Source organism: Sphingomonas sp. So64.6b (assembly GCF_014171475.1).
GTDB lineage: Bacteria > Pseudomonadota > Alphaproteobacteria > Sphingomonadales > Sphingomonadaceae > Sphingomonas > Sphingomonas alpina_A.
On record NZ_CP048817.1, the window covers coordinates 4105347 to 4118530 of the forward strand.

General features: G+C 63.9%; 13 protein-coding genes. 7 read left to right on the forward strand and 6 right to left on the reverse strand.

Annotation, left to right across the window (positions count from 1 at the left end):
- Entirely contained in the window at positions 1-684 is a 684-nt protein-coding gene (locus tag G4G27_RS19665; RefSeq protein ID WP_183110203.1) for an endonuclease, read from the reverse strand.
- A gap of 181 nt (positions 685-865) precedes the next feature.
- Between G4G27_RS19665 and G4G27_RS19670 the strand changes: the two genes are divergently transcribed.
- On the forward strand, positions 866-1381 hold the full coding sequence (locus G4G27_RS19670) for a ferritin-like domain-containing protein (RefSeq protein WP_183110204.1): 516 nt from the start codon (positions 866-868) through the stop codon (positions 1379-1381).
- A 47-nt stretch (positions 1382-1428) separates the two neighbouring features.
- Here the strand turns inward: G4G27_RS19670 and G4G27_RS19675 are convergent, their stop codons facing one another.
- From G4G27_RS19675 to G4G27_RS19685, 4 genes are all read right to left on the reverse strand, one after another.
- A complete protein-coding gene (locus G4G27_RS19675) occupies positions 1429-1734 on the reverse strand; it encodes an alkylphosphonate utilization protein (RefSeq protein ID WP_183110205.1) in 306 nt (101 codons plus the stop codon).
- 12 nt (positions 1735-1746) lie between these two features.
- Positions 1747-1872, reverse strand: a complete 126-nt coding sequence (locus tag G4G27_RS24365; protein WP_267134676.1) for a hypothetical protein — start codon at positions 1870-1872, stop codon at positions 1747-1749.
- Positions 1873-2449: 577 nt separating this feature from the next.
- Positions 2450-3484: a GGDEF domain-containing protein gene (locus tag G4G27_RS19680; protein WP_183110206.1), complete on the reverse strand. Its 1035-nt coding sequence runs from the start codon at positions 3482-3484 to the stop codon at positions 2450-2452.
- Between the two features lie 224 nt (positions 3485-3708).
- Positions 3709-4782, reverse strand: coding sequence for a phospholipase A (locus G4G27_RS19685; protein ID WP_183110207.1), 1074 nt, complete (start codon positions 4780-4782; stop codon positions 3709-3711).
- A gap of 86 nt (positions 4783-4868) precedes the next feature.
- On the opposite strand from G4G27_RS19685, the gene hisN reads away from it, so the two are divergent.
- The gene (hisN, locus tag G4G27_RS19690; RefSeq protein WP_183110208.1) at positions 4869-5654 is read left to right on the forward strand and encodes a histidinol-phosphatase; all 786 of its coding nucleotides are present in this window, start codon (positions 4869-4871) and stop codon (positions 5652-5654) included.
- A gap of 34 nt (positions 5655-5688) precedes the next feature.
- Here the strand turns inward: hisN and G4G27_RS19695 are convergent, their stop codons facing one another.
- Positions 5689-7893: an AsmA family protein gene (locus tag G4G27_RS19695; RefSeq protein ID WP_183110209.1), complete on the reverse strand. Its 2205-nt coding sequence runs from the start codon at positions 7891-7893 to the stop codon at positions 5689-5691.
- A gap of 173 nt (positions 7894-8066) precedes the next feature.
- Between G4G27_RS19695 and rpmI the strand changes: the two genes are divergently transcribed.
- The 5 genes from rpmI to G4G27_RS19720 all read left to right on the forward strand — a co-directional run bounded on the left by rpmI (position 8067) and on the right by G4G27_RS19720 (position 13159).
- Positions 8067-8270: a 50S ribosomal protein L35 gene (gene rpmI, locus G4G27_RS19700; protein WP_183110210.1), complete on the forward strand. Its 204-nt coding sequence runs from the start codon at positions 8067-8069 to the stop codon at positions 8268-8270.
- A 17-nt stretch (positions 8271-8287) separates the two neighbouring features.
- Positions 8288-8653 (forward strand): 50S ribosomal protein L20, encoded by a 366-nt coding sequence (gene rplT, locus G4G27_RS19705; protein WP_034157821.1) that lies wholly within the window; start codon positions 8288-8290, stop codon positions 8651-8653.
- A gap of 150 nt (positions 8654-8803) precedes the next feature.
- Positions 8804-9889, forward strand: coding sequence for a phenylalanine--tRNA ligase subunit alpha (gene pheS, locus G4G27_RS19710; protein WP_183110211.1), 1086 nt, complete (start codon positions 8804-8806; stop codon positions 9887-9889).
- Positions 9886-12249 (forward strand): phenylalanine--tRNA ligase subunit beta, encoded by a 2364-nt coding sequence (pheT, locus tag G4G27_RS19715; RefSeq protein ID WP_183110212.1) that lies wholly within the window; start codon positions 9886-9888, stop codon positions 12247-12249. The genes pheS and pheT overlap by 4 nt, the downstream gene beginning before the upstream one ends.
- 28 nt (positions 12250-12277) lie before the next feature.
- The gene (locus tag G4G27_RS19720) at positions 12278-13159 is read left to right on the forward strand and encodes an aldose 1-epimerase family protein (RefSeq protein WP_183110213.1); all 882 of its coding nucleotides are present in this window, start codon (positions 12278-12280) and stop codon (positions 13157-13159) included.
- Positions 13160-13184: the final 25 nt, after the last annotated feature.

Sequence of the window (13184 nt, forward strand, 5' to 3'; positions counted from 1 at the left end):
TCAATTGCGCGCCGACGGGCAATCGTGCCGCAAGGGGCAAGCGTCGCAGTCCGGAGTGTCGGGGCGGCACGCGACCTGGCCCAGCCGCTTGAGCAGCATGTGCAGGGTCAGGAAGTCGTCGGCGTCCCAGTCGGGCATGGCCGCGGTCACTGCTTCGCTGGTTGCGCGCGCATCGCTCCGCGGGGTCACGAAGCTGAGCCTTACGAGCACGCGCAGGACATGGCCGTCGACGATCAGCACCGGCATGCGCAATGTGCTGGCGTTGAGCGTGGCCGCCGCGACCTTCCGTCCCACGCCCGGCAGCCGCTCAAGCCAGGCGAGTGCCGCTTCGAGCGACCGTCCGGCAAGGAAGTCGAGCGTATAATCGGGCCGCTCGCGTCCAATCGTGCGCAACGCCGCGACCAGCCATGCCGCTTTCTCCTGCGCGAAGGTGACATCGCTGATCACCGCCTCGATACCGGAAGGATCGGCCATGGCGATCCCGCGTGCCGAGCCGAAACGGGCGCGAAGCCGGCGATAGGCGGCCAGCGAGACCGGGTCGCGCGTCCGTCCGCTGATCAGCGACTTGACCAACTGGCCGATCGGCTTGCGGTGCGGTAGGGGTTCGATATCGGCGAGTACCGGCATCAGGCTTTCGCGCCAGCGCTCAATGTCCCGGGCTGCAAAATCGAACAGCGATTGCATCGATGCATTATAGAACAAATAGAGAACATATGGAAGCCCACACTGGTCCGGCGGTGGATTGATTTATACTGATCGAGATCAAGCCATTGCCTTTGATGGCAACTTGCTCCGCCGAACATCGTTTTTGGCGGCGTCGGCCCGGCATTCGTGCCGCGGCCGGCTGACCCGCAAGGAGGCACCAATGGGACTTTTCAGCAAGGATATTGCGACGCTCGACGACCTGTTCGTCCACACGCTGCAGGACATTTATTATGCCGAGAATCAGATCACCAAGGCGCTGCCGAAGATGATCGACAAGGCGACCGCGCCCGATCTGAAGGCAGGTTTCGAGCTTCACTTGAGGGAAACCGAGGGGCAGATATCGCGCCTCGAACGTGTTTTCGAGATGCATGGACAGGAACCCAAGGCAGTCACCTGTCCGGCGATCGACGGTATCATCAAGGAGGCGAACGAGATCGCGGGTGACGTGGCCGACAAAGCGGTGCTCGATGCGGCGCTGGTCGCTGCCGCGCAGGCGGTCGAGCATTATGAAATCACGCGCTACGGCACGTTGATCGCCTGGGCGACACAACTTGGCCGCGAGGATTGCGCGGCGGTGCTGGCGGAAACGCTTGCCGAGGAGAAAGCCACCGACGAAAAACTGACGGCGATGGCGGAAAGCAAGGTCAACGCAAAGGCCGAACTGGCCCACGCCTGACCGGCCGACAGGGAGAAGGCGCGGGCCGAATCCACGGCCCGCGTCATTCACCGCTTCTTGACGAACTCCGCACGCAACACGAGGCCCTTGATACCTTCGTAGCGGCAATCGATCTCCTGGGGATCGCCGGTCAACCGGATCGACTTGATCAGCGTGCCGCGCTTCAGCGTCTGGCCGGCACCCTTGACGGTCAGATCCTTGATCAGGGTCACTTGGTCGCCATCGGCAAGCAGATTGCCGACCGCGTCGCGCACCTCGATAGCATTATCACCTGCCTTGGCGCGTGCGTCGGCCGCGCTGATCCACTCGCCGCTCGCCTCGTCATAGACGAACTCGTCGTCGGTATCGCCCATCCCGCTTGTCGATCAGCTCTTGATCGTGGTCATCTCGACCGCCTTGCCCTTGGTCGAGCTGTTGGCGGCGATCGTCTTGACCTTCTCCGCCTTGGGTTTGCGGACTTCCTTGTTGGATTTCTTCTGGCTCTTGGCCATCACGGCTCTCCTTCGGGGCGAAACGCCCGCGTCCCGTCTTACACGAAAAAGAGGCTGGAATACCGTGCTTATACCACTGGGGTATATTGGGGCCGGTAAGGGCGCTGGCCGGATGCCCGATCGCGCGCCCTGCCGGGCCTGTCGCTCAGCTGATCATGTTCGCGCCGGTTGCGGCGCTCTGGCTGAGGATCATGAGGACGGTCATCGCGAAAGAGGCGACGCCGAGAAAGATGCTGCGGGTCATTGGTTTGGTCCCGTAAGGATCGGGGGAATCGTCGTTCCGGTTATGCAACCGGAACGACGGGGACTGCGGCGCTGATCATCACGGCGGCGACGAAGAGCGAGGCAACGAGCGAGAAAGCGACGCGCTGGAAAGCTTCGAAACGGACGGACATGGTATTTACTCCCTTGGTTCGGCGATCCGGACCATCCGGTCACCGATGCAAAGGGAATTGCAGGGAGCGTGCCAGTTTCATAACTGATTGTATTTCTACGATATTATATTTTGAGACCGCCCAATTCCGCCGTGCATGCCAAATTACGCGGTATTTTGCGCCAATAATTGGTGGGTCTGCGATCAGCCAGCCTTGCTTAAGTTCCGGCCGGCGTCCTTGGCGGTATAGAGCAGCCTGTCGGCGCGGGCGAACACCGTGCCGAAAACTTCTTCCGGCTTCGCGATGGTCAGCCCGGCGGAGAAAGTGACGGCACCAAGCGGCTCGTCGGATTCGCGCAGGCGATAGCGTTTCGCGGCGACGGCTTCACGCGCGTTTTCAAGCGTCGCCAGCGCGGCCTCCCGCGTGACACCGACGAATAGTATCGCGAATTCCTCGCCGCCATAACGCGCGACCATATGCCCTTCGCAGCCCTGACGGAGCGCCTCGCCGATTGCCTTGAGTACCCGGTCGCCGATCGAATGACCGAACCGGTCGTTGACCGTCTTGAAATGGTCGATGTCGCACACCGCCAGGCAGACATGGTCGCCGGCCTTCGACCGGGCGGCATAGGCCTCTTCGACCGCGCGGCGATTGGGCAGGTCGGTAAGCGGGTCGCGGCGCGCATTGGCGCGCGCCTCTTCAAGCTTGGTGCGCAGTTCAGCTGCTTCGTGAGTTGCCGCTTCGAGCCGGGTTTCCGCGACATTCACACGGTCGAGCATGCGGGTCGTGATGCGCACGACCTCATCGACGGCCACCGTTTCATGGCTGCGCCGAATCTCGTTCGCGCTCGCGGCCAGATCGCGGCTGAACCCAGCGGTGTCGGTGCGCATCGCCTGCATCATATCGGCAAAGCCTTCGACCTGTAACAGTGTCTGCGCGACCAATCCGTCGCTCTTGGCGAGCGCCATCGCCTCAGTCGGGGTGGGGGCGGCGAGCGCGCCGATTTCGCCGCCGAGATTCTCGATGTCGCGCCGTGACAGGCTAACGCCGCCATCGGTCAGGTGCGCGACAGCGCGGGCCAGCGGCCCCTGGGTGTCGGTAAGAACCCGATAGGCAAAGGCATAATGAAGAGGATCCGGGCTAAGATGATTGTCGCGCAAGAATTCGCCCACGCGACAGAATAGCTGGGTCGACGCGTCAACGGTGTCCGCCACCCGCTGTGTACTTACGCCCGCCATGCCCGCCTCTTTGCCTCTGATCACCTTCGCTTGCGACTCAGGTCGCTTATGGTGCGACTTTTCCGTTGGCGAGATGATAGGGCGGAACTGCTAATAACCGGTGACTGACCGTAACGATATCGTATCGAGCGACGCCGGAATCATTGTCGGTAGGCGGTACTAGCCTGATCAACCGGGATGATGGTCTACATTTTGGAGCGGGCTGGCACCGAATCGACTTCACTCTAACGCGTAAAGGCGAAGCCGATCCGGGCGTGGCTGTCGCTGCTGTCGAACCGGCTGAGCGCTTCGCCGTAGCCGGAAAAGGCCTGGCCGAAGAGATAGAGGCCCGCCGGGCCGATCCTGGTCAGCGGATAGGATATGAACAGTTCGCCCGCGCCCTTGCCGGTGCCAGGATTGCCGCGCAACGTGCCGGCGACTTTCAGCCCGTCGGTCTGGGCGACTGAAGCGCTGAGCGATGTATAACCCCAATAACGGTCGAGATCGGTGCCGCGACCCACTCGGCTCGAATAGAACCAGGCCTGTGGCGTCACCTCGAAGCGCCAGTCGCCGCCAAGGTCGAACGACTTGGTCGCGCGCACGAAGAGCCGATTGACGTCGATCGACTGGCCGCCCGCCTCTCCATTCGAATCGTGACGATAGCCCAGGCCGAGGATCGTCGACTGACCGAGCGGCAATTCGGCGAACAGTTCGGGACTATAGGTGGTTGGGCGAATCGGCCCCGACGGTTTGTCGAGCGCCCAGAACATTGTCTGGGTATAGGCGCCCTTGAACCTCAGGCCATCCTCGTTGCCGAACAACCTGACCGCAACGCTGAACTGCATCTTGGCACCGGCGTCGCCCGGGCCATAGACGCCATAGGTCGGCTCATAAGCACTGATCCGGTCGGCGAGCACGGTCGCGGTGCCGTTGGATCCGCGGGCCAGCGTTTCCGGCCGGCGGTCCGATGCCGCGGCTGTTGCCGCTGTCGCCGGCGGCGTGCCGGCCGTCGCCGCGACCATCTGAGCCGCGGCGGCGAGGCGATAGTGCATGCGTGCGAAGCCACCGGGCGACACCATGGTCTGCCCATCCGGCGCCGCGACCAGGCGCAACCTGGTGCCGTCCTTCGCCACCGTATCGATCGTATCGGGGCCGGCAGCGGGCAGCGCGACCTGACCCTCGTTGATCAGGAAGACCTCGACCCCGTCCTGTGCCGCCGCCGCCGATTCGGGCGGCTCGACCAGGGGGCGAAGCTGGGCAAGGGCCGGTGTGGCAAAGGTCAGGGTCGCAGCGGCGGTCGCCAGGATAAGGAAACGCATGGCCAACTGATGCCAGTCGATTGTTACGGGCGCGAGTCCGATTATCGGCACTGGCGGCGAAGGGCCGGCGACGCTAGGCGGGACTTATGCGCGTTTCCGAGTCAGACATCGCCTTTGCCGGCCGCCTTGCCGATGCGGCGGGCGCCGCGATCCGCCCTTATTTCCGCGAGGCCCATGGGCTGGAGGCGAAGGAAGACGCCTCGCCGGTGACGCTCGCCGACCGCGCCGCCGAACGCGCGATGCGCGAACTGATAGAAACCGCCTATCCGACCGATGCGATCATCGGCGAGGAATATGGCGTGCGCGAAGGGACCAGCGGCCGCGCCTGGGTGCTCGATCCGATCGACGGGACACGCGCTTTCATCTCCGGCCGCCCGATCTTCGGCACGCTGATCGCGCTGGTAGCCGATGGCTGGCCGGTGCTCGGCGTGCTCGACCAGCCGATCCTCAAGGAGCGCTGGCTTGGCGTGATCGGCCGTCCGACCCAGTTCAACGGCAAGCCCGCCAGCACACGGCGTTGCCCCGATCTCGCCAAGGCGCTGCTCGCCACCACGTCGCCCGCTTTGTTCGACGACGGCCAGCTCCATGCCTTCGAACATCTCGAGGCGAGCGTGATGAGCACCGTGCTCGGTGGCGACTGTTATAATTATGGCGGCGTCGCGTCGGGCTGGCTCGATGTGGTGGTCGAGGCCGGGCTCAAGCTGCACGACTTCGCTGCCCTGGTGCCGATCGTCGAAGGCGCGGGCGGGCGGATGTGCGACTGGTCGGGCGACCCGCTGACCGCCGACAGCATCGGCGAAGTGATTGCGGCGGGCGATCCGGCGCGGGTCGAGGAGATTCTCGAGGCGCTGGGCTGCCGGGGGCATGGCTAGCTAGAAATCTCACCTGTTGAAGCGAGGGAGGATTTCAGAAAATCCCGAGGAACTTCTTCTTCTCGCCCTTCTTCTCCGCGTCGGATTTCTTTCCGCTCTCCGCCTTGGCGGTGGTGCCCTTGCCGACATCGTCGCGCGGCTTGCCCTTGGTGGTGAGCTGCGCCTTGGCGGTCGCGCCCGACAGGATCGGGCCGCATGCCGCCGATTTGGCGTCGCCGACATCGACGAATGCGAGAACGCCGACAAGCGGTGTTGCGAGCAGGCTCAGGCCCAGCCCGGCACCGGCGCGACCGACCAGTTCAGGGCTGATCGGGTTGATCGCGGGTGCCGCGAAATAACCGCCGATCGCAACCGGAGACTGGGCGGAGATCAGGCTGAACTTCTTGCCATCGGCGCGAAAAGCGACATCGATCGCTTCGTTGCGGAAGCTAAATCCGCCGCGCCCGATCATCACATTCTTCTGTGTGTCGATCAGGATCGGGTCGGCGGCGGCGATGCCGTTCCTGACGGTAAAGCCGATCAACCCGCAATTGATCTGCACCGGTTCCTTCAATTTTCCCTGGAACATCTTGTACGCGAAGGTGCCGAGATCGAGTTCGGACAGCTGGATATTGCGCGTCCAGAAACTGCCCTTGGGCAGGATCACCGCGATCCGTCCGTTCGCGTTGCTCAGCGAATCATGCACGGTATTGCCGACGCCCCTCAGCTTGGCTCGTGCCCGGACCGTGCCGGTGGTGCCCGATTCCGCGACGCCCCAGCCAGCGAGCAGCACGCCGAGCGGTGTCGGCGAGAGGCGTATGTCATAGTCGGTGACGACCGGCGCGCGACGCGCATTGATGACGATGTCCGACGCGACATTGCCGCGCGCCATCGCGAATGTGAGCGGCGACAGCGTGAGCAGGCTGTTGTCGAGCTTTAGCGTCAGCGCGATGTTCGACACCGGCAGGCTCCGTGCCCGCAGGGTACGCACGGTGTAGCGGACATCGGCATCGAAATTGCGCAGCGCCTCGACCTGCAGCCTGGCGTCGGGCAGCAATCGAGGCGCGCCACCGACTGTAGTGATCGCCCCGGCGGCACCCTTGGCCGCGATGAGGTCGGGATTATAGCCGATGAACGGCGCGACATCGATAATGTCGAGTTTGCGCGTCGCCAGCGTCGCGGTCAGCAATATTCGCGGTTCCTGCATCGCCACGGTCAGCGAACCGGCGATGTCGCTGTCGCCGAAATGCCCGCTAAGACGTGTGAAGCGCCACTCATTGCCAGCCTTGGTCAGCGCCGAATTGAGCGTGTAGGTGCGCGTCTCCGGGATGACCACGCCGATTACCGCCAGCAGGTCGGCCAGATTGCGTCCGCGCGCCGTGACGCGCAGCTTCGATCCTTCGAGTTCGGTCGCGCCGGGCAAGGTGCCGGCAATGTCGAGCTTGGTCCGCGCACCATCGATATGCACCAGCAGCTGATTCTCGCCGCCGGTGACCGTGGCATTGGGCGACAGCAATGCGCCGGTCATCGTGAATGGCGTGCCGCGTGCGCCGCCGGTACCGGTGAAGCGGATCGCGCTGGCGAATCGGCTGTCGGCCGCCTTGGCGGTTTCGATCGTCGCATCGGCAGACAATTGCATGCGCGGGTCGCGGTAGCGGATTTGCGTACCGTTCACCGTGGCGCTGCGGATCAGCGGCAGTTCGAGCGGCTTGCCTTTGCCCTCGCTGAACGTCCAGCTGTTGCGCTGACGTGCCTTGTCCCATTCGGCATCGACCTTCGCCCCGTCGAGCTCGAGGCGATTGACCCGTTTGATGCCGCGAAACACGAACGGCACGACCGCGAAGCGTACATCGATCCGCTTCGCTTCGAAGAAATTGGCCGGGCCATCGCCGGCGCGCGCCCAGTCCGGGTTGGCGACACGCAGGCCCTCGGCATAGAATTTGAGGTTGATGGGATTGAAATAGAACTGGAAATCGCCTGCGACGCGGACCTCGCGATGGGCCGATCGGCTCGCGATCGATTCGAACGTATGTTTAAGGAAGCGGCCCTTGGTGATGAACAGGATCGCCCAGGCCAGGATGATCGCGACCAGCAACCACAGGATGATGCGCCCAATCCAGCCGAGCGGGGTGTGCTTGCGATAGCGCCGCTTGTACCACGGCGTCGCTCCCTCGGGCTGCGCCGATTCGGCTACAGGCGTCGCGCCAGTCTCCGGCACAGCGTCGGCAGGGATCGTTACGGGGTCATCGGTTTCAGCCATCGGCTATGCAAGCGTCTGGCGGCACCAAATCGTTCCCGCCCGAATCTCTACGCATGGTTGCATTTGCGCCGACTCCCGGTTATGCGCCCGCCTTTCGCGAGTAAGAGGAACTGCCCGGCCGGTATGGGCTGCCGTGGCTGTTCATAAATCGTCGCGTTTATAAGGAGACGAAAATGCCCAAACTCAAGACGAAGAGCGGCGTCAAAAAACGCTTCAAGCTCACTGCCACCGGTTTGTTGAAGCACGGCGTTGCCGGCAAGCGTCACCGCCTGCTGCATCACAACGGTAAGTACATCCGCCAGAATCGCGGCACCAAGCTATTGTCCAAGGCCGATACGGCCGCGGTCAAGGCCTGGGCGCCTTACGGTCTCGGTTGAGCGGAAGGAATTAGACAATGGCACGCGTCAAACGGGGTGTAACCACCCACGCCAAGCACAAGCGGGTACTTGAACAGGCGAAGGGCTTTTACGGCCGTCGCAAGAACACGATCCGTATCGCCCGTCAGGCCGTCGAAAAGGCCGGACAATACGCCTATCGCGACCGCAAGGTTAAGAAGCGTTCGTTCCGCGCCCTGTGGATTCAGCGCATCAACGCGGCCGTCCGCGTCGAAGGCCTGACCTATGGCACGTTCATGCACGGCCTGAAGCTCGCTGGCGTCGATCTCGACCGCAAGGTCCTGGCCGATATCGCGATGCACGAAGGCGCGGCGTTTAGCGCCATCATCGCTCAGGCGAAGGCGGCTCTGCCCCAGGCCGCCTGAGGCGACCTGTAGCGACCGAATATGGGGCGCGGGAGGCTATGCTTCCCGCGCCTTTTTTTCGTTTTACTTCTGGCGTCAGTCCTTATGGGTGCCGCTGCAAATTCTCCCCCTCCCCGTGCCGCGGAGGAGCGTTGATCGAACGGTGATTGAATGTCCGACCTGAACCAATTGCAAAACGACCTGCTCGCCGCGATCGAGGCCGCGGGCGGCCTTGATGGGCTCGAATCAGTGCGGGTCAATGCGCTCGGCAAGCAAGGCGTGGTGACCGGTCTGCTCAAGACGCTGGGCGGCATGTCGCCTGACGAGCGGCTCGTGCAAGGGCCGAAGATTCAGGGGCTGCGCGAAGCGGTCACGACCGCGATCGCCAACCATAAGGCAATGTTCGAACGCCTTGAGCTTGATGCGCGGCTCGCGCGCGAGACGATCGACATGACCTTGCCGGCGGATGCGCTGCCCGCGGGCACGATCCATCCGGTCAGCCAGGTAATGGACGAGCTGGCGGAGATTTTCGCCGATCTCGGTTTCGCGGTCGCGACCGGTCCGGAGATCGAGGACGACTGGTATAATTTCACAGCGCTCAACATCCCGGAAACGCACCCGGCGCGGGCGATGCACGACACTTTCTATTTCCCCGATACCGTTGAGGGTGACAAGAAGATGTTGCTTCGCACGCACACCAGCCCCGTGCAGATCCGCGCGATGCAGGGGGCAGGCGGCGACAAGCCGATTCGCATCATCGCGCCCGGCCGCACCTATCGTTCGGACAGCGATGCGACGCACACGCCGATGTTCCACCAGGTCGAGGGACTGGTGATCGACAAGGGCATCACGCTCGGCCATCTCAAATGGACGCTGGAGACTTTCCTCAAGGCATTCTTCGAGCGCGACGATGTCGTACTGCGCCTGCGCCCGAGCTATTTCCCCTTCACCGAACCCTCGGCGGAGATCGATGTCGGCTACACGCTGGTGAACGGCAAGCGCATCATCGGCGGCTCGGACGGCTGGATGGAAGTGCTGGGCAGCGGCATGGTCCATCGCAAGGTGATTGCTGCTGGGGGCTATGACCCCGACGAATGGCAAGGCTTTGCGTTCGGCTGCGGCATCGACCGGCTGGCGATGCTCAAATACGGCATGGATGATCTGCGCGCATTCTTCGACGGCGATGCGCGCTGGCTGAAGCATTATGGATTCTCAGGCCTCGACGTACCCACGTTGAGCGGGGGAGTGGGGGCATGAAGTTCACCCTGAGCTGGCTCAAGGAGCATCTCGACACCACCGCCTCACTCGAAGCGATCGTCGAGGCGCTGACGCGCGTCGGCCTCGAAGTCGAGGGCGTGGAGAATCCGGCTGAGAAGCTCGCCGCGTTCAAGGTCGCGAAGATACTGAGCGCCGAGCGTCATCCCCAGGCCGACAAATTGCAAATCCTGTCGGTCGACGCCGGTGACGGCCCGATGCAGGTGGTGTGTGGTGCGCCCAACGCCCGTGCGGGGTTGGTCGGCGTGTTCGGCGCGCCCGGCGCCTATGTGCCGGGCAGCGACATGACGCTGAAGGTCGCGGAGATCCGCGGCGTGGTGTCGAACGGCATGATGTGCTCGACCCGCGAGCTTGAGCTTGGCGACGATCATGACGGGATCATCGAACTGCCCGCCGATGCGCCGGTCGGTACGCCCTATCCCGATTATGCGGGCTTGGGCGATCCGGTGATCGATGTCAGCGTCACGCCCAACAAGCAGGATTGCATGGGCGTACGCGGCATTGCGCGCGATCTGGCGGCGGCGGGCATGGGCACGCTCAAGCCATTGAAGGTCGATGCGGTGACTGGCGAGGGTGACGGGCCGCAGGTCGGTACCGACGATCCCGAAGGCTGCCCCGCATTCTTCGGCCAGTCTGTGTCCGGCGTCACCAACGGCGCTGCGCCGGCCTGGATGCAAGCGCGTTTGAAGGCGATCGGGCAGAAGCCGATCTCGGCCTTGGTCGACATCACCAATTATGTGATGTTCGATCTCGGCCGGCCGCTGCACGTCTATGACCGCGCGACGCTGACCGGCAAACTGGTGGCGCGCAAAGCGCGCGACGGCGAACAGGTGCTGGCGCTCAACGGCAAGACCTATACGCTCGATGCCACGATGACGGTGATCGCCGACGACGCGCAGATGCATGATATTGGCGGCATCATGGGCGGCGAGCATTCGGGGGCGTCGGAGACGACGACCGAAGTGCTGATCGAATGCGCCTATTTCGATCCCGACCATATCGCGCGCACCGGGCAGAAGCTCGGCCTGACCAGCGATGCGCGCCAACGCTTCGAGCGCGGCGTCGATCCGGCATTCCTCGATGACGGCATCGCCATCGCGGCGCGGCTGATCACCGAGATTTGCGGCGGCACCGCAAGCCAGGTGACGCGCGCCGGCTCACCGCCCGATACAGCGCGGAGCATCGCCTATGATCCGGCGCGTGCGGAAACGCTTGGTGGCCTCGCGGTCGCACCCGATCGGCAAAAGGCGATCCTCGAGAGCCTCGGCTTCACCGTCTCCTCCGACTGGCAGGTCGGCGTGCCAAGCTGGCGCCGCGACGTGGAGGGCTATCCCGACCTGGTCGAGGAAGTAATCCGCATCGAAGGCATCGACAATGTTCCCTCGACCCCGCTGGAACGCCTGCCCGGGGTAGCGAAGCCGACCGCGACGCCCGAACAGAAGCTCGAGCGCCGCGTCCGCCGCGCTGCCGCCGCGCGTGGTCTCGACGAGGCAGTGACATGGAGCTTCCTGTCCGAGGCCGAAGCCGCGCCGTTCGGTGGCGGCAAATGGAGCCTCGCCAATCCGATCAGCGAAGACCTGAAGGTGATGCGGCCGACGCTGCTCGCCGGATTGTTGTCGGCCGCGGCGCGTAACCTCAAGCGTGGACAGCAGAGCGTGCGCCTGTTCGAGGTCGGGCGCCGCTATCTCGCCGATGCCGAGCGGCCGACGCTTGGCGTAATCCTCGCCGGCAATGCTCGTCCGCGCGGTTGGCGCGGCGGCAAGGCAACGACCTTCGACGCGTTCGATGCCAAGGGCGAAGCGCTGACGCTGCTCGCGGCGGCGGGCGCGCCGGTCGACAATCTGCAGGTGTTCGGAGAGGCGGGGGAGGCTTGGCATCCCGGCCAGTCGGGCACGTTACGGCTTGGGCCGAAGACGGTGCTCGCCGCATTCGGCATGGTCCATCCGATCGTGCTCAAGGCGTTCGATCTCGACGGCGCGGTGGCCGGTGTCGAGCTGTATCTCGACGCCATTCCGCCGAAACGCGCGACTGGCTTCATGCGTCCGGCCTATGCGCCGCCCGGGCTGCAGGCCGTGACGCGCGACTTCGCTTTCCTCGTTCCCGCCGACCTCGCCGCCGACGCGCTGGTCCGCGCGGTCAAGGGCGCGGACAAGGCGGCGATCACCGCAGCGCGGTTGTTCGACGTCTTCACCGGCGCTGGTGTCGAGGAAGGGCAGAAGAGCCTGGCGGTCGAGATCACGCTTCAACCTGACGTAAAGAGCTTCACCGACGAGGAATTGAAGGTGATCGCCGACAAGGTGGTCGCAGCAGCGGCGAAGCTTGGAGCGGTCTTGCGCGGGTGATTTCCAAGCGAACGGATGAGGTAGTAAGATGACTGAAACGCCGCTTGTTCGGATCGCCAGCGACACTCTATCCGCCGCGATTGACCCTTATGGCGCGGAACTTACCTGGCTGCGTGATGCCGAGGGTCGAGACCTGATGACCGATGCCGATCCGGCCTTCTGGACCGGGCGGGCGCCGATCCTGTTCCCCATTGTCGGGCGGGTGAATGGCGATGTGATTCGCGTCGACGGAATCGAGTATCCGATGCCCAAGCACGGCTTTGCGCGGCACACCGTTTTCGCCGTGGTCCGGCAGGAGGCATCGCGCGCGACCTTCCGGCTGGTCGACAGCAGCGACACGCAGGACAATTACCCGTTCCATTTCCTGCTCGAACTCGACTTCGTGCTGGATGGGGCGACGCTGATCATGACCGCGCGGATCGGCAATAGCGGCGACGTTCCGATGCCGGTAAGCTTTGGCTGGCATCCGGCTTTCGCCTGGCCCTTGCCCTATGGCGTGCCACGCGCCGATCATCGCATCGTCTTCGACCAGGACGAGCCAGGCCGGTTGAAGCGCATCACCGAGGAAGGGCTGATCGCCTGGGACGAGCGCAATTCGCCGGTCGAGGGTCGCACCCTGGTATTGCGCGACGCGTTGTTCGGGGACGATGCGCTGGTGTGGAACCCGATCGGCTCGCAACGCCTGACCTATGGCGGTACGACCGGACCGACGCTCGATATCGAATTTCCCGATACGCCGATGCTCGGCATCTGGACCAAGCCAGGTGCACATTATGTCTGTGTCGAGCCGTGGCACGGCATTGCCGATCCCGAAGGTTATGAGGGAGAGTTTCGCGCCAAGCCCGGCATTTTCGAACTGGCCCCGGACGAAGAGCGGCATATCGTGATGCGCGTGACGCTGACCTCTTGAGCCATCGTCTCTCGACTTCACGAGG